Source organism: Micromonospora ureilytica, assembly GCF_015751765.1.
In the GTDB taxonomy this organism is placed as follows: domain Bacteria; phylum Actinomycetota; class Actinomycetes; order Mycobacteriales; family Micromonosporaceae; genus Micromonospora; species Micromonospora ureilytica.
Window position 1 is genome coordinate 5,369,501 of sequence record NZ_JADOTX010000001.1, and the last position, 15,809, is coordinate 5,385,309.

The 15,809-nt window shown below is 70.1% G+C and carries 16 protein-coding genes; 5 read left to right on the plus strand and 11 right to left on the minus strand.

Annotated elements, in window-relative coordinates; translation table 11 throughout:
• Positions 1-17 precede the first annotated feature (17 nt).
• Together IW248_RS24530 and IW248_RS24535 are read right to left on the minus strand one after the other, a co-directional pair.
• Positions 18-1,079 (minus strand): LCP family protein, encoded by a 1,062-nt coding sequence (locus IW248_RS24530; protein WP_196928850.1) that lies wholly within the window; start codon positions 1,077-1,079, stop codon positions 18-20.
• Positions 1,080-1,081: 2 nt separating this feature from the next.
• Entirely contained in the window at positions 1,082-1,561 is a 480-nt protein-coding gene (locus IW248_RS24535) for a SigE family RNA polymerase sigma factor (RefSeq protein ID WP_124819045.1), read from the minus strand.
• A gap of 181 nt (positions 1,562-1,742) precedes the next feature.
• On the opposite strand from IW248_RS24535, the gene IW248_RS24540 reads away from it, so the two are divergent.
• Together IW248_RS24540 and IW248_RS24545 are read left to right on the plus strand one after the other, a co-directional pair.
• A complete protein-coding gene (locus IW248_RS24540; RefSeq protein WP_196928851.1) occupies positions 1,743-3,302 on the plus strand; it encodes an LPXTG cell wall anchor domain-containing protein in 1,560 nt (519 codons plus the stop codon).
• Positions 3,303-3,430: 128 nt separating this feature from the next.
• Positions 3,431-4,252 carry a DedA family protein gene (locus IW248_RS24545; RefSeq protein ID WP_124819049.1) on the plus strand — a complete coding sequence of 274 codons (822 nt, stop codon included), beginning with the start codon at positions 3,431-3,433 and terminating at the stop codon, positions 4,250-4,252.
• Between the two features lie 164 nt (positions 4,253-4,416).
• On the opposite strand, the gene IW248_RS24550 is transcribed toward IW248_RS24545, so the two are convergent.
• The 9 genes from IW248_RS24550 to IW248_RS24590 form a co-directional block, all read right to left on the minus strand.
• A complete protein-coding gene (locus tag IW248_RS24550; RefSeq protein WP_030332125.1) occupies positions 4,417-4,794 on the minus strand; it encodes an ArsR/SmtB family transcription factor in 378 nt (125 codons plus the stop codon).
• A 57-nt stretch (positions 4,795-4,851) separates the two neighbouring features.
• Entirely contained in the window at positions 4,852-5,391 is a 540-nt protein-coding gene (gene pyrE, locus IW248_RS24555) for an orotate phosphoribosyltransferase (RefSeq protein WP_112586136.1), read from the minus strand.
• 169 nt (positions 5,392-5,560) lie between these two features.
• Positions 5,561-6,370 carry an SDR family NAD(P)-dependent oxidoreductase gene (locus IW248_RS24560; protein WP_124819053.1) on the minus strand — a complete coding sequence of 270 codons (810 nt, stop codon included), beginning with the start codon at positions 6,368-6,370 and terminating at the stop codon, positions 5,561-5,563.
• 10 nt (positions 6,371-6,380) lie between these two features.
• Positions 6,381-7,037: a hypothetical protein gene (locus IW248_RS24565; RefSeq protein WP_196928852.1), complete on the minus strand. Its 657-nt coding sequence runs from the start codon at positions 7,035-7,037 to the stop codon at positions 6,381-6,383.
• 72 nt (positions 7,038-7,109) lie between these two features.
• Entirely contained in the window at positions 7,110-7,877 is a 768-nt protein-coding gene (locus IW248_RS24570) for a hypothetical protein (RefSeq protein WP_196928853.1), read from the minus strand.
• A gap of 93 nt (positions 7,878-7,970) precedes the next feature.
• Positions 7,971-8,591 carry a DUF4178 domain-containing protein gene (locus IW248_RS24575; protein WP_196928854.1) on the minus strand — a complete coding sequence of 207 codons (621 nt, stop codon included), beginning with the start codon at positions 8,589-8,591 and terminating at the stop codon, positions 7,971-7,973.
• Between the two features lie 121 nt (positions 8,592-8,712).
• The gene (locus tag IW248_RS24580; protein WP_196928855.1) at positions 8,713-9,093 is read right to left on the minus strand and encodes a hypothetical protein; all 381 of its coding nucleotides are present in this window, start codon (positions 9,091-9,093) and stop codon (positions 8,713-8,715) included.
• A 109-nt stretch (positions 9,094-9,202) separates the two neighbouring features.
• Positions 9,203-11,794 carry an ATP-dependent chaperone ClpB gene (gene clpB, locus IW248_RS24585; RefSeq protein WP_196928856.1) on the minus strand — a complete coding sequence of 864 codons (2,592 nt, stop codon included), beginning with the start codon at positions 11,792-11,794 and terminating at the stop codon, positions 9,203-9,205.
• 85 nt (positions 11,795-11,879) lie between these two features.
• Positions 11,880-12,524, minus strand: a complete 645-nt coding sequence (locus tag IW248_RS24590; RefSeq protein ID WP_196928857.1) for a TetR/AcrR family transcriptional regulator — start codon at positions 12,522-12,524, stop codon at positions 11,880-11,882.
• An 85-nt stretch (positions 12,525-12,609) separates the two neighbouring features.
• Here IW248_RS24590 and IW248_RS24595 point away from each other — a divergent pair, with 85 nt between their 5' ends.
• The 3 genes from IW248_RS24595 (at position 12,610) to IW248_RS24605 (ending at position 15,607) form a co-directional block, all read left to right on the plus strand.
• Complete coding sequence (locus IW248_RS24595; RefSeq protein WP_196928858.1) at positions 12,610-13,746, plus strand: epoxide hydrolase family protein; 1,137 nt, start codon at positions 12,610-12,612, stop codon at positions 13,744-13,746.
• A 140-nt stretch (positions 13,747-13,886) separates the two neighbouring features.
• Positions 13,887-14,387: a cation:proton antiporter regulatory subunit gene (locus IW248_RS24600; RefSeq protein ID WP_124815967.1), complete on the plus strand. Its 501-nt coding sequence runs from the start codon at positions 13,887-13,889 to the stop codon at positions 14,385-14,387.
• 5 nt (positions 14,388-14,392) lie between these two features.
• The gene (locus IW248_RS24605) at positions 14,393-15,607 is read left to right on the plus strand and encodes a cation:proton antiporter (protein WP_196928859.1); all 1,215 of its coding nucleotides are present in this window, start codon (positions 14,393-14,395) and stop codon (positions 15,605-15,607) included.
• The last annotated feature ends 202 nt before the right edge of the window (positions 15,608-15,809 follow it).

Here is a 15,809-nt window from a genome sequence, read left to right on the forward strand (position 1 = left end):
ACGTGAACGCCCCCCGATCAGCGGACGGGGTTGACCTGGCCCGGGTGCTGCGCCACCCACTGCGCCAACCGATCCGCACGCAGCGCGGCGAGGAACTCCGGGCCCTGCTTCGGGTCCAGCGGCAGCCGCGAAGCGTTGCCCGCCGGAGGGCCGACCGGCAGGCTGAGCCCCACCGGGTCGACGCTCTTCAGCTCGGGCAGCACCGCCACCAGCCTGGTCAGCGGCAGGCCGTCGTCGTCGACCGCCAGACCCTTCCCGGCCGCCGACAGCAGCGCGGTGAGCCGGACCGGATTGGTCAGCACGTCCCGCGCGACAGCCGCCCCGATCAGACCGGCGACATAGCGCTGGGCGTTACGGTCCCGGTCGAAGGCGCCATCGGGCAGGTACCGCCGTTGCCGAAGCAGGTCGACGGCGCCAGCCCCGTCGAGCCGCTGACAGCCGGCCGGGAAGGTTCGGCGGGTGTGCCAGGACCGCACCTCCTCCGGTAGGCACACCTCCACCCCGTCGACCGCCTCGGTGATCCTGCGCAGCCCGGCAAAGGTCAGCACCGCGCCGGCGTCGACACGTACCCCGGTCAGGTCGGCGACCACCCGGCGGGTCAGGTCGTAGCCGGCGTCCAGGTCGGGCCGGGGCTCGGCGGCACCGCTGTAGAACGCGCTGTTGAGCTTCTCGATCCCCCGGCCGGGGATCGACACCTCCAGGTCGCGCGGCAACGAGATGAGGTACGGCCGGCTCCGGTCGGCCGGGATGTGCACCAGCAGGACGGAGTCCGCCAACCGGTACGACGGTTGCTCGCCGAAGCCGTCCACCCCGAGCAGCAGGACGTTCAGCGCCCCGGACTGCGCGCCAGCCGGTCGATCGGACAACAACGAGCCAACGACCGGCGGATCGGGGCGCAGCTGCGGCACCCCGACTCCGAGCGCGGCGAGCAGGGCGAGCGTGACGCCAGCGGCCTGGAACCGCTGCCGGCGGCGACGGCGGACAGCGGCGAGCCGGTCGATCGCGACCCGCAGCGGACCGGTCGACGGGGTCAACGGTTCGTGCCGAACGAACGCGGCACGCAGGTCATCCTCGATCATGTTCACGCCTCCACGTACTCGGCCCGGAGCGTCGCCAGGGCCCGCGAGATGGACGAACGGACGGTCCCGACGGCACAGCCGAGGATGTCGGCGATCTCGACGTCGGGCAGGTCCTCGTAGTAGCGCAGCACCAGAGCGGCCCGCTGCCGACGCGGCAGCCGGGACAGCCAGGACCAGACCTGATCCCGGTCCACGGCGGACTGGGCATGGTCGGTGGGCATCGGCACCGACGCGTCGGGCTCCCCGCGCAACAGCACCCGGCGGACCCACGAGCCGCGCCGCCAGTCGACGTACTGGTTGGTGAGCATCCGGCGTACGTAACGCTCGGGTGAGTCAGCCCGGGCGACCCGACGCCAGTTGAGCTGGACCCGGACCATGGTCTCCTGGACCAGATCCTGAGCCTGGTGCGGATCGCCGGTCAGCATCACCGCATACCGCAGCAGCGGGGCCAGCCGCATGTCCGCGAACTCCTCGTACGTCACTGCACCTCCCGGGGGCTCCTGCCAGAGATGACGGGAGCGGACCGATCGAACATTGCGGTGACGCTGATCAGCCTTTCGGTTCGTCTTCCCGGAGGGGCGGCTCTGAGGGCTGCCGTCAGCCTTAGCGGTTCCTTAAGATCCACGGGCTCCACCTGATCCCCCAACTGGAGGAATCCCCCTCATGCTCACCCACTCCACCCGGCGTTGGCTCGCCGGTCTGGGCGTAGCAGGCGCGTTCGTCGCCGCCTCCGCCAGCCCGGCCGTCGCCGCCGAGGCTCCTTTCGAAATCGCCACGCACGATCTGCTCGTCGCGCCCGGTCACACCGACTACGGCTACGTCTACGCTCAGCCGACTGATACGGAGTCCGAACTGACGTTTGGTCGGACCTCCGTGGACGTCGACCTGTCCGCGGTCGCCGGCATTGCCACGGTGGAGCCGACGTGGGGCTGGACCTGCGACGTTTCCCCGACCAAGCTGCACTGCGAGACCGACGTCGAGGAGGGCCAGTCGCCCTGGTTCGACTACATGGTCACGGCCAAGGACGACGCGAAGCCAGGGCAGAAGGGCTCCCTGGCGATCAGCATCACCGCCGGCGGTAAGACCGCCAAGGCGACGTCCGCCGTCACCATCGCCGAAGGCGTCGACCTGGCGAGCGACCCGACCACCGAGGGTAGCGGCGCTCCGGGTGGCACCGCTGGCCTGCCGGCCGCCGTTCGCAACGCCGGTGAGACCCCGGTCGATGGCGCTGTCCTCGTCATCCAGGCCGAGTACCTCGCCGCCTACGGCGGGGACTTCTCGAACTGCAAGTCAGACGAGTGGGGCATGGCCTCCTTCTGCAAGTTCGACACGAAGATCGAGCCGAACAAGGCGTACAAGCTCTCCGAGAACCTGCCCATCAAGGTCGCCCCGGAGGCACGCACGGATGCCAGCTTCCCGGTCGTGCTGAACTGGTGGACCACGGACGACTGGGAGCTGGCTTTCAAGGACTGGTTCCTGGACGTCAAGCCCGGCAAGGGCGAGCAGCTTCGTCTGGTCGAGCAGTCCGTGCAGAGTGCGCGGGCGCCGCAGACCGACCTGGACCAATCGAACGACACCACCATCGGAACCGTCCGGGTCACCGGTGGCAACCACGCGGACCTTTCGACCAAGGGCGCGACCGCGAGTGGCAAGAAGGGCGACGAGGTCACCGTCGAGCCGAGCTTCACCAACCTGGGGCCGGCTACGCTCGAGTATCTGGGCCAGGGGACGCCGGGCCTCCGGCTCGAGGACCTGCCCGTCCGGGTGTCCGTTCCGGCCGACACGACTGTGGTCGAGGCTCCCTTCGACTGCGTGCCGTTCGCGCCTGAGAAGGAGTGGGACCCGTGGACCGCGCCGTGGGGCGAGCCGGGTGCCAAGGAGTACGCCTGCCAGGTCCTTGAGAGCTGGAAGGACGACGACACCTCGTACTCGTTCCTGCTCCGGATCGACAAGGTCGTCCCGGACGCGGCGGGTGCCATCACCACCTCGCTGACCGGTGACCCGAACAAGAGCAACGACACTGCGAAGATCGTCATCAACCCGACCTCCCCGGATGGCGGCAACGGCGGAGGCGACGGCGGTGACGGTGACGGTGACGGTGGCTCGCTGCCGATCACCGGTCAGTCCACCGGCCTGATCGCCGGCCTCGGCGCGCTGCTGCTCGCCGCGGGCGTCGGCGGCTACCTGGTGGCCAAGCGCCGCCGGACCCGCTTCGTCGCCTGATCCACCCGCACCACCGGTGCCCCGTCGACCACCACGGTCGGCGGGGCACCGTCGTTGGGCCCCACGGCGCGGGCGGGTGGTGACGGGCCGGTCCGGCGCGGCCGGGGCCCTGGGCTTCGGTACCCTTTGTGGCCGTGGACACAGCTGAGAAGACCCGCGCTCTCGTGGAGAGCGTCGCACTGAACCCGCTCGATCCCAAGGATCTGTTGCAGACCTTCGGGCTGATCGGCGTGTGGGTGATCCTCTTCGCCGAGACCGGCCTGCTGGTGGGCTTCTTCTTCCCGGGTGACTCGCTGCTGTTCCTCGCCGGGGTCGCCTCGTCACCGGTGGCGGACGCGATCTTCGGCGACGGCACCCGCCTCTCCCTAGCCGGCCTGCTGATCGGTGGGCCGATCTGCGCGATCATCGGCGCGCAGTTGGGGCACTGGCTCGGCGCGCGGTACGGCCGGCCGATGTTCGAGCGGCCGAACTCCCGGCTCTTCAAGAAGGAGTACGTGGAGAAGGCCGAGTACTACTTCCAGAAGTTCGGCCCGGCGAAGGCCGTCGTGCTGGCGCGCTTCATTCCGATCGTCCGGACGTTCCTCAACCCGGTCGCGGGCGCGCTCGGCATGCCGGCCAAGCAGTTCCTGCTCTGGAACATCGTCGGCGCGGTGCTCTGGGTGGACGGCATCCTGCTGATCGGCTACCTGCTGGCCGAGCAGATCTACCAGGCCATCGGCGACAAGATCGACCACTACATCCTGCCGGTGGTGGCCCTGATCATTCTGATCTCGGTGCTGCCGATCTTCTTCGAGTTCCTTCGCGACCGGCGGGCTCGTAAGCGCGGCGAGGCGGTCGCGGTGGTCGCGGCGGCCAGTGCCGCTGGCGCGGTGGAGGCGGCCCGCGAGGCGTTCGACCACGACCGGCACCAGCACGGCCACCAGCGCCCGGAGCACGGTCAGGATCGTTGAGGTACGACGACGGCCGGCCCCCTGGTGCGGGGGTCGGCCGTCGGCATGTCGAACCCGGCCTCCGGTGGTGCGACCGGGGACGAGCAGGTGTCAACCACCGGTGGCGCCACCCCTGGCTCGCCACCGGACGCCGCCCCGGCTCGGGACGGCGTGTAGTGCCTACGTCAGCGGGCCTTCTTGGTGGCTCGCTTACGCGGCGGGGTCAGCAGGTCGGCGATCGTCGCGATCGCACTCGGGACCAGGCTGTAGTACGCCCAGACACCGCGCTTCTCCCGCTGCAACAAGCCGGCCTCGGTGAGGATACGCAGGTGATGACTGACCGTCGGCTGAGAGAGGCCGAGCGGCGCCGTCAGGTCACAGACGCACGCCTCGCCCTCGGGGGCCGACTGGATCAGGCTGAGCAGCCGCAACCGAGCAGGATCAGCAAGGGCCTTGAGGACCCCGGCGAGACGCTCGGCATCGGCACGTTCGATCGGCTCGCCGTTTAGCGGCGAGATCTGAGGCATAGTCATTTCGGCCAACGCAGTTCCCACGTATTCCATCCTTCCACCAGCAGCATCGATCCGCCTGCATATCAGCAGATCCGAATCGGCAGACTTTTACGCCACAAGGCCGAGGTCAGCCAACGTATAGGCCGCCCGGTACGGCAATCCGGCGGCTCGCACCGCGTCGCCGGCGCCTCGATCAACAATAACCACCACGCCCACGACTTCCGCCCCGGCCTCGCGAAGTGCCTCGACAGCGGTCAAGACACTTCCGCCCGTCGTGGATGTGTCCTCCACTGCCAACACACGTCGGCCGGCCACCTCCGGTCCCTCGATCCGCCGCTGAAGACCGTGGGCCTTGCCCGCCTTGCGCACCACAAAGGCGTCCAGGGCCCGGCCGGTCGGAGCGGCGGCGTGAAGCATCGAGAGCGCGACAGGGTCCGCGCCCAGGGTGAGGCCCCCGACGGCGTCGAACTCCCAGTCGGCGGTGAGGTCGAGCAACACCCGGCCGACCAGAGGAGCGGCCCGGTGATGGAGCGTGACGCGCCGCAGATCCACGTACCAGTCTGCCTCGCGCCCCGACGAGAGCACGACCCGTCCGTGGACCACAGCCAGGTCGGTAATGAATTTACGCAGGTCGTCGTGGTCCCCCATGGCGATAGAGGTTACTGCGCAACTCTGAACGCCGTGTGCGGGGTCCACCCTGCTCAGCCCCGAGAGGAACCGATGACTGGCGATGTTCGACTACGCTCAGCAACTGGGCCGACAACGGCGCGCCAGCGCCGTTGTATCGCCCACTCGGGGTCGACGGGCCGGTCGAGGCTCAGCGCTCGTCGCGACCGATCCGGCCGCGGGTGTCCCGCGCGACCGCCTGGAGCAGCCGTCGCGGCGCGTGTCGCATGCCGGCGACGACCACCTTGTACTTCCACGCCGGGATGCTGACCATCTTGCCTTTGCGCAGGTCACGTAGGGCTTCGTCCACCACGTCCTCGGCCCGCAGCCACAGCCACTCCGGCGTCTTGGACATGTTGATGCCGGCCCGCTGGTGGAATTCCGTGCGGGTGTAACCGGGGCAGAGCGCCATCACCTGAACGCCGAACGGTCGCGCCGACTGGCCGACCGACTCACTGAAGTTGGTGACCCACGCCTTGCTGGCCGAGTACGTCGATCCGGGCATCGCCGTACCGAACCCGGCGACCGAAGAGACATTTATCACTGCCCCATTTCGCCGTTCAGTCATCGGTCGTAGTGCAGCCAGGGTGAGCCGCATGACTGCGTGCACGTTGAGCCGCAACAGTCGCGCCTCGTCCTCCGCGGTGGAACGCAGGAACGGTTTGTTCAGGCTGATGCCCGCATTGTTGACCAGCAGATGCACCGGGCTGCCATCGGCGAGTCGCTGCTCCACGGTGGCGCAGCCGTCGTCGGTGGACAGATCCGCTGAGATCGTCTCCACCTCGCGGCCGAACGCGGCACCCAGCTCGGTGGACAGCTCGGTCAGCCGCGCCGCGTCGCGGGCAACCAGCACCAGGTGCCAGCCGTCGGCGGCCAGTCGCCGGGTGAACGCCGCGCCGATGCCGGCGGTGGCCCCGGTGATCAGGGCTCGGCGCTCGGCAGTCGTGGGGTCGAGCGTCACGGGGCGGTCCTCACCTGGGCGGGTACGGGGGCGCGGGTGGCGCCGACGGGGGCTGGTGCGGGGCGGGCGTGAACCTGGGCGGTGCGGTTGGCGCCGTCGAGCGGTGGCGGCCGAACCAGCTGTTCGCCGCCGGCAGCGCCAGCAGCGTAGCTACTACAAGGTAACCGAGCCCCTGTGCGACGGAAAGCCCGGCGTTGAGCGGGATCCACCAGGACGGGTACGCATCGCCGATCAGGCCCAGCAACTCGGCGAGAGACTCCTCGCCGGAGCCCAGTTGCAGTGGCGCGGCCCGTTCACCGACGACCACCGCCACGCTGCAACAGCCGGCGAGCAGGCCGAGCCCGCTGACCACCCAGGTCGCCACCCGGACGCCGTTGCGACCGGTCAGCAGCCCCAGAGCCAGGCCGGCGAGCAGCAGCGCGGAGAGCGCCGCCACCACCGCCGTCAGCACCGCGGAGGCGCGGAGCAGAGTCACCACGTCGTCGATCTGCTCCGGGCTCGCCGAGGTGTCGCGGCCGGCGGAGCGGAACGCGTCGACAGTTCCGCCCAGCACCACCAGGTCGACCACGGCGTACGCGAGCGCGACGACCGCCATCACCAACAGCACGGCCGCGGCCGACAGGACGGCGGCGGGCCGGCGGGCCGGTGCCGATTGGGGGTACGACACGACGAATCCCTCCGGTAGGCGTCGGGTTGCAACCTACTCGGAGGGATCGTCTGCGTCGTGCTTATCGAGCCGTCAGCTCGTCGACGGCGGGGTTGACCCGGGCCGGTCCGTGGGCGGCGTGTCGTCCGGTCGATCCCCGGCCGGCGGCGGCGGGTAGCTCGGCTCCCCACTCGACGGATAACCCGGCTCACCGGACGCCTGCGGGTAACCGGGCTGACCCGGCGCCTGCGGGTGGCCCGGGTAGCTGGCACCCGGCGTCGGCGGCTCCCAGCCCGCGGTCTGCTTGCGGAAGAACGGGTTCGCCTTCGGCAGCGCCAGCAGCACCAGCGCCGTGATCAAGGTGATCAGGCTGAGCACGTTGAGCACGTTGCTGACCGGGCTGACCCAGGAGGGCAGGGCCTCCTCCAGCCGGCGCTGGATCTCCTCGGGGCTCGGCCCGTCGCCGGTGTTCCCGCCACCGGTGTTGAAACCGCCGGCCGCGTTGCTGAGCAGGCCACCGCCCACGCAGCAGACCATGATGCCGCCGACGATCCAGGTGGTGATCCGGGCGGCGTTGCGGCCCTGGTTGTTGAACAGGGCCAGCACGCCCAGCACGACCGCGAGCAGCAGCAGGACGATGCTGCTGCCAATGCCGATGACGACGAAGACGTCGGCCACCTGGTCGCCGTCGGTGGTGCTGCCCGCGTACGCCTCACGAAGCGCGTCCCGCGTCTGCCCAAAGGTGCTGAGCGTGATGATCAGACTGATCACCTGGAGTGCCAGGAACACGAAGAGCAGGTAACTGGAAATCGACACGATGGATGGCCGCTGACGGGCCGGCGTGCTCTGGGAATCGACCACGATTCTCCTTCCCTAAGATCGCGCCCACACCGTATCGACAACCGGCCGGTTCGGCATGCCGTGACGAGCCCGGCGCGCCCCTTCCGGTCCGGCTCAGCGGGCCTCGGGCGTGGGGCGGATCGTCAGGTCGGCGGGGTCGAGCAGGTCACCGCGGGCCACCCGCCAACTCTCTTCGCCGTACGCCTCGAAGGAGAGTCGTGCGGCGCCACCGGACTGGTAGTCGTGGTAGCGCATGGTGCCGGTCGACGGCAGGTCGGTCTCTCCGGTGGCTGTGTAACGCGCCTGCCCGGTCTCGGCCCAGGTGTAGCGCCGGCCGCCGAGTTCGATGGTCGGGGCGCCGGGAGTGACGGTGGCGCCCGGTTCGGCGGTCCAGAGCACCAGTTCGAGTTCGAGGCCGTCCTCCACGGAGAGCCGGTGGCGGGTGCCGGAGTCGTCGTCGAGCAGGTGCTGCACCCAACTCCAGTCGCCCTCGACCAGGCGGATCGTGGCGCTCACCGCGTACTCCCGATTGCGGATCCGCACGCGGTCGCCCGGGGTCAGGCGGAGCGGGCCGCCGCGCGGCGACTCCGCCGCGCCACCGCGCGCGGACCGTCCGGTCGGTGGCAGGCCGCCGGGCCGGGCCGTCGCCCGCCGGCGGGCCCGCGCGACGAGCAGGACCACGACCACCACGAGTACGGCAAGCGCCGCCACCAGGCACGTCACCAGCACGTCCACCCGACTACCTCCCCAGGTTCGTCGGCGCAGACGGTAACAACCTTCGGCACCCTCGGGACCCGTACCGTGACCGACAGCTCAACTACCGATGGCACCGGCGACGTCGCCCGGTGTGCGCGGCTCAAGCTGCGGCGAGCCGACGACTGGCGTAGGTGCCCAGGGTTTCCCGGTCCATCACGCAGCCGACGAAGGTGGTGAACTCGCTCGGGTCGTCCCGCAGCGACGTCCAGGCCGCTCGGGCCGCCGCCGGGTCGACGCGCTCCAGCAGCGTGGCCGCGTACGCCCGGCCGGCGGGTGTGCCGTCGGCCAGCACCCGGTCGAGCTGGCGGCGTACCTCCTCGGGGTGGTCGTCGAGAGCGGCCGACACCCGCTCGTACGCCTCCGTCACCGGCAGCAGAGCCCCGGCGATGCCAACTCCTCCGAACGCGAGCGTGTCAGCCGCCACCAATGTGTCGACGGCCGCACCAAGTTCCCGCTCCCACTTCTTCCCAATCCCGAACATGCCCCAACTCTTTCCCCGCCCACCCCACTTCGACCCCGTTGATCATGAAGTTATTGTCCCGACACGCCGCGCGGCCGGGTAATAACTTCATGATCAACAAAGGGGGCGGTTAGGCGGAGGTTACCGAGAGGGTGTTGGTATTGGGGGTTCGGTCTACCTTCACCGTTTCGCCGTCGCGGATCTGGCCGGACAGGAGGGCCTTCGCCAGTTGGTCTCCGATTGCGGTCTGGACCAGGCGACGGAGCGGGCGGGCGCCGTAGATCGGGTCGTAGCCGTGCTCGGCGAGCCAGTCCCGGGCGGACTCGGTGACGTCCATTGCCAATCGGCGATCCGCAAGACGGTTTCGCAGCCGGTCCAACTGGATGTCGACGATGGAGCGCAGGTCCTCCCCGCGCAGCGAGGCGAAGACCACGATGTCGTCCAGCCGGTTGAGGAACTCCGGCTTGAAGTGCGACCGGACCACGGCCAGCACGCCCTCCCGGCGCTGCTCGTCGGCGAGCGTCAGGTCGCTGATCACCGACGACCCGAGGTTGGACGTGAGGATCAGGATCGCGTTGCGGAAGTCCACCGTACGACCCTGGCCGTCGGTGAGCCGGCCGTCGTCGAGCACCTGGAGCAGCACGTCGAAGACGTCCGGGTGGGCCTTCTCCACCTCGTCCAGCAACACCACCGAGTACGGCCGTCGGCGCACCGCCTCGGTGAGCTGACCACCCTCGTTGTAGCCGACGTAGCCGGGCGGCGCACCCACCAGGCGAGCGACCGAGTGCTTCTCGCCGTACTCGCTCATGTCGATGCGGACCATGGCCCGCTCGTCGTCGAAGAGGAACTCGGCGAGGGCCTTGGCCAACTCCGTCTTGCCGACGCCGGTGGGGCCGAGGAAGAGGAAGCTGCCGGTCGGGCGATCGGGGTCGGCGATACCGGCCCGCGCACGGCGTACCGCGTCGGAGACCGCGCCGACCGCTTCGGGCTGGCCGACCACGCGGCCACCCAGCGACTCCTCCATCCGCAGCAGCTTGGCCGTCTCACCCTCCAGCAGGCGACCGGCGGGGATGCCGGTCCAGGCGGCGACGACCGCGGCGATGTCGTCCGCGCCGACCTCCTCCTTGAGCATCGCGCCATCGGCCTGGAGCTGGGCCAACTCCTCCGCGGCCTGCTTCAGCTCGACCTTCAGGGCGGGGATCCGGCCGTAGCGCAGCTCGGCGGCGCGTTCCAACTCGCCGTCCCGCTCGGCCCGCTCGGCCTCGCCGCCGAGGCGCTCCAACTCCTCCTTGGCGGTGGAGAGCTTGGTGATGTGGCTCTTCTCCGTCTGCCAGCGCTCGGAGAGCACTGTGAGCTGTTCGCGCTTGTCGGCCAACTCCTTACGGAGTCGCTCCAACCGCTCGGCCGAGGCGACGTCCGGCTCCTTGGCCAGGGCCATCTCCTCGATCTCCAGCCGGCGGACCGCCCGCTCGATCTCGTCCACCTCGACCGGGCGGGAGTCGATCTCCATCCGGAGGCGGGACGCGGACTCGTCGACCAGGTCGATCGCCTTGTCCGGCAGGAACCGGTCGGTGATGTAACGGTCGGACAGGGTCGCGGCGGCGACCAGCGCGGCGTCGGTGATCCGTACGCCGTGGTGCACCTCGTAGCGCTCCTTGAGCCCACGCAGGATGCCGATGGTGTCCTCGATGGTCGGCTCGCCGACCAGCACCGGCTGGAAACGACGCTCCAGCGCCGGGTCCTTCTCGATGTGCTCGCGGTACTCGTCAAGCGTGGTGGCGCCCACCATCCGCAGCTCACCACGGGCCAGCATCGGCTTGAGCATGTTGCCGGCGTCCATCGAGCCCTCGCCCTTGCCGGCCCCGACGACTGTGTGCAGCTCGTCGAGGAACGTGATGACCTGCCCGTTGGAGTTCTTGATCTCCTCCAGGACGGACTTCAGCCGCTCCTCGAACTGGCCCCGGTACTGCGCGCCGGCGACCATCGCGCCAAGGTCGAGCGAAATCAGCTTCTTGTCGCGCAGTGACTCGGGCACGTCGCCGGTGACGATCCGCTGGGCGAGGCCCTCGACGATCGCGGTCTTGCCGACGCCCGGCTCGCCGATCAGCACCGGGTTGTTCTTGGTACGTCGGGAGAGCACCTGGATGACCCGACGGATCTCGGAGTCCCGGCCGATGACCGGGTCGATCTTGCCGTCCCGGGCGCTGGCGGTGAGGTCGACGCCGTACTTGGTCAGGGCCTGGTAGGTCTGCTCGGGGTCGGCGGTGGTGACCCGGCGGTCCCCACCACGAACTGTCGGGAAGGCCGCGACCAGGGCCTCCTCGGTCGCACCGACGGTCTTCAGCGCGCCGGACACCGCCCCGCCCACCCGGGCCAGACCGGCGAGCAGGTGCTCGGTGGAGGTGTACTCGTCGCCCAACGGCCGGGCGATCTGCTCGGCGGCGCCAATGGCGTTGACGAACTCCCGAGCCAACGTCGGCTCGGCGATGCTGGAACCGCGTGCGGCCGGCAGGTTGTCGACCGCACGCTGGGCGGCCTGGCGCAGCTCGGTCGGGTCGGCCCCGACGGCGCGCAGCAGACCGGTGGCGGTCGAGCCGTCGGTGTCCAGGAGTGACAGGAGTAGGTGCCAGGGCTCCACGGTGGCGTGGCCGCGCTGGTTGGCCAGCGCAACAGCGCCCGTGATGGTCTCGCGGCTCTTGGTGGTGAGTCTTTCGGTGTTCATGGGCTCCCCCGGATCGGCGTTGTCCATTGGATTGGACACAACCAGAGTTGAGCGTATTCCGCTCAACCTTAGCGCGTGACGCCCATCACTCCCGGCGTCGCCACCGCCAGTCGAACTCGCCGGCCGCCGGCGGCGGGCCGGGCAGCGGGTCCGCGTCCGGCACCGACGACAGGCCGGCCAGCAGCACCGCGAGCTGCCGGCGGCGCAGTTGGCGGGTCCGTTCCGGATCGGGTACGCGGACCGCGGCGCACGCCTCAAGCAACAAACCCAGATCGTGTACGACCGCGTCGGAGCGCAGCCGCCCGCTGGCGTGGGCCCGGTCGACCAGGGCGGTGGCCAACTCGCCGGCGCGCCTCGCGTCCCGACCCATCTCCTCGGTCGGGGTGAAGGTGCCGGCCAGGTGGACGGTCAACGAGTGCACGTCCGCGTCGACCACCCGGGCCAGGAAGCCGGTGAACGCGACCCAGTCGTCCGGCTCGGCGAGGGCGGCCTCGGCCTCCGCGACGTACCGGCGCAGCCCGTCGTGGCAGAGCTGGCGCAGCAGGTCCTCCTTGCCCGCGTACCGCCGATAGAGCGCGCTGATGCCGACGCCCGCCCGTTCGGCGACGGCGGCGATCGGCGCCTTCGGGTCGTCGAGGAAGACGGCGCGGGCGGCTTCGAGGATGACCTCGTCGTTGCGAGCGGCCTGGGCGCGGCGACCGCCCAGCGTCTTGCCGGAAGTCGTTGACATGCCCTGAGCTTACCAGTGGAACGGATCGTTCCGCTCTGCTATGGTGATTTCAGAACGAAACATTCCGTTCCGAAGGAGTTCCGGCATGAGCGACACCGCGATCCGCCCGTTCCGCGTCGAGATCCCGCAGACCGCCCTCGACGACCTGGCCGACCGGCTGGGCCGCACCGTCTGGCCCGCCGACCTGCCCGGCACCGGCGACTCGTACGGGATGGGCACCGACCGGGTGCGCGCCCTCGTCGACCGGTGGCGGGGCGGGTTCGACTGGCGCGCCGTCGAGGCCCGCCTCAACGCTCACCCGCAGTTCGTCACCGAGATCGACGGCGAGCGGATCCACTTCCTGCACGTACGGTCATCCCGGCCGGACGCCACCGCGCTGGTGCTCACCCACGGCTGGCCCGGCTCGGTGCTGGAATACCTCGACGTGATCGCCCCGCTCACCGAGCCGACCGACCCGGACGCGCCGGCCTTCCACGTGGTCATCCCGTCGCTGCCCGGCTTCGGGTTCTCCGGCCCGACCCGCAGCGCCGGCTGGAACCGGTTCCGCACCGCCCGCGCCTGGGCCGAGCTGATGAATCGCCTGGGGTACGACAGCTACGGCGCTGTCGGCAACGACGCCGGCTCGATGATCGCGCCGGAGCTGGGCCGGATCGCTCCGGAGCGGGTGGTCGGCGTACACGTCACCCAGCTCTTCTCGTTCCCCTCGGGCGACCCCGCCGAGTTCGCCGGGCTCTCCGAGGCCGACCAGGCGGCGCTCGGGCACCTCCAGTGGTTCTACGAGAACAAGTTCTCCTTCAACCAGGTGCACAGTCAGCAACCGCAGACCCTGGCGTTCGCGCTGGCCGACTCGCCGGTGGGTTTGCTCGCCTGGAACGCCCAACTCTTCGACGAGACCCTGGACCTCGACTTCGTCCTGGCCAACGTGGCGCTCTACTGGTTCACCGGCACGGCCGCCTCGGCGATCCGGTTCTACTGGGAGGACGCGCACGCCGGCGAACCGCCGACCGAGCCGACCACCGCTCCGACCGCGCTGGCCATGTTCCCCGGCGACTTCCAGTCCATCCGCCGCTTCGCCGAACGGGACCACGCGAACATCGTCCGGTGGACGGCGTACGAGACGGACGTCGAGGGCCGTGGCGACGTCGGCGGCCACTACGCGGCCCATCAGGCCACCGACGTGCTGGTCGCCGACATCCGCGAGTTCTTCGCCAGCCTCCGCTGACCACGGCGTGCCCAGGTGCCCGCACCCGCTCTGCCGGGGCGGGCACCGGCACGTCCAGCCCCGACTCCCGGCGCGGTTGGTCCGAGGGGGGCGGTTCCTCCAAGATCTGCGCTCTGTTCACGAAGCGGTAGCCTTGGAGGGTGCGAGTACGTGTTGAGCAGACCGCCTTACCCGGGATCGGGGTACGTCACGATCTGGTGACGGAGTCCGGACGCCGCCTGGGCGTCGTCTCCCACCGCAATGGCCGCCGTGATCTGGTTCTCTACGATCCCGACGACCCCGACGCCTGCCAGGCGGACATTCCGCTGACCGACGACGAGGCCGAGGCTCTGGCCGACATCCTCGGCGCGTCGCTGATGCTCGGCCAGCTCTCCGGGCTCCGCGAGCAGGCCGCCGGTCTGCTCACCGAGCAGATCGCCATCACGGCCGGGTCCCCGTACGTCAACCGGAAGCTCGGCGACACCAAGGCGCGTACTCGCACCAGCGCCTCCATCGTGGCAGTGCTGCGTGAAGGCGAAGTGATCGTTTCGCCACTCCCCTCCTTCCGCTTCGCGGCCGGCGATGTGGTGGTCGTTGTCGGGACCCGTAGAGGTCTCGACGGCGTGTCCGCCATCCTCGCCGACAGTGACCCGGACGGCTGAGGCGGATGCACGATTTCACCACGCTGCTCATCGAAGTCGGTGCGCTGCTGCTGTTGCTCGGGCTCCTCAGCCGGCTCAGCCGGCGCTTCGGCCTCTCGCCCATTCCCCTCTACCTGCTCGCCGGGCTCGCGTTCGGGCACGGCGGGCTGCTGCCGCTGGACGCCAGCGAGGAGTTCTTCGCAGTCGGCGCCGAGATCGGCGTGATTCTCCTGCTGGTGATGCTCGGCCTGGAGTACTCGGCCAACGAGCTCGTCGGCAACCTGCGCTCGGCGGCACCGGCAGGGCTGATCGACGGCGTCCTCAACGCGCTACCCGGGGCGGGGTTTGCCCTGCTGCTCGGTTGGGACTGGGTCGCCGCCCTGGTACTCGGCGGCATCACCTGGGTCTCCTCCTCCGGGGTGATCGCCAAAGTCCTCGCCGACCTGGGCCGGCTCGGTAACCGGGAAACCCCGGTGATCCTCTCGGTGCTGGTCATCGAGGACCTGGCGATGGCCCTCTACCTGCCGCTCGTCACCGCCGTACTGGCCGGCACCGGCCTGCTCGGCGGCGGGATCGCGCTCACCGTCGCGGTGGGCACGGTGCTGATCGTGCTGGTGGTCGCCATCCGGTACGGCCACCTGATCTCGTCCGCCCTGTCCGCGAAGGACCCGGAGGCGCTGCTGCTCGGCGTACTCGGTCTGACGTTGCTGATCGCGGGCCTCGCCGCGTCGCTCCAGGTGTCCGCAGCGGTCGGCGCGTTCCTCGTCGGCATCGCCCTCTCCGGCCCGGTGGCGCACCACGCCACCGAGTTGCTCTCGCCCCTGCGGGACCTGTTCGCCGCGGTGTTCTTCGTCTTCTTCGGCCTGACCACCGACCCGCAGGACATTCCGCCGGTGCTGCTGCCGGCACTCGCCCTGGCCGTGGTCACCATGGCGACGAAGACGCTCACCGGCTACCTCGCCGCCCGCCGGGTCGGCATCGCGGAACCCGGTCGATGGCGGGCCGGCCTGGCACTCGTACCCCGAGGTGAGTTCTCCATCGTCATCGCCGGGCTCGCGGTGGCCGCCGGGAGCGTCGAGCCGCGGTTGGCGGCGCTGGCCGCGACGTACGTCCTGATCACCGTGGTGACCGGGCCGATCCTGGCCCGCCTGCCGGACTTCCCGTGGTTCAAGCGGTGGCTGCGCACCCGCGCGGCGGCCCAGCGGCGGGAGCCGACCCCGGTCGTCGACTCATTGCACTGAGCTCCACCTGAACGCCGCGGCTGGGTGGGTCCACTCCAGCCCCATGACGAACTGGGCCTCGGCACCCCGCTGGAACCGTCGAACATGGATTGTCATAGGAGCATCATCGGCCGCGCTGTCGATGTAGTGGACCCACCCATGCCAACGGTTGCGGAATTGCTCCCCGCGGGGACTACCGCAGCAACCGTGGGCGGGTTACCGT

Coding starts and splice junctions, on each gene's coding strand:
- IW248_RS24530 (WP_196928850.1), bottom strand. CDS start 1,079: ATGATCGAGGATGACCTGCGTGCCGCGTTCGTTCGGCACGAACCGTTG.
- IW248_RS24540 (WP_196928851.1), top strand. CDS start 1,743: ATGCTCACCCACTCCACCCGGCGTTGGCTCGCCGGTCTGGGCGTAGCA.
- IW248_RS24550 (WP_030332125.1), bottom strand. CDS start 4,794: ATGGAATACGTGGGAACTGCGTTGGCCGAAATGACTATGCCTCAGATC.
- pyrE (WP_112586136.1), bottom strand. CDS start 5,391: ATGGGGGACCACGACGACCTGCGTAAATTCATTACCGACCTGGCTGTG.
- IW248_RS24580 (WP_196928855.1), bottom strand. CDS start 9,093: ATGTTCGGGATTGGGAAGAAGTGGGAGCGGGAACTTGGTGCGGCCGTC.
- clpB (WP_196928856.1), bottom strand. CDS start 11,794: ATGAACACCGAAAGACTCACCACCAAGAGCCGCGAGACCATCACGGGC.
- IW248_RS24590 (WP_196928857.1), bottom strand. CDS start 12,524: ATGTCAACGACTTCCGGCAAGACGCTGGGCGGTCGCCGCGCCCAGGCC.
- IW248_RS24595 (WP_196928858.1), top strand. CDS start 12,610: ATGAGCGACACCGCGATCCGCCCGTTCCGCGTCGAGATCCCGCAGACC.
- IW248_RS24605 (WP_196928859.1), top strand. CDS start 14,393: ATGCACGATTTCACCACGCTGCTCATCGAAGTCGGTGCGCTGCTGCTG.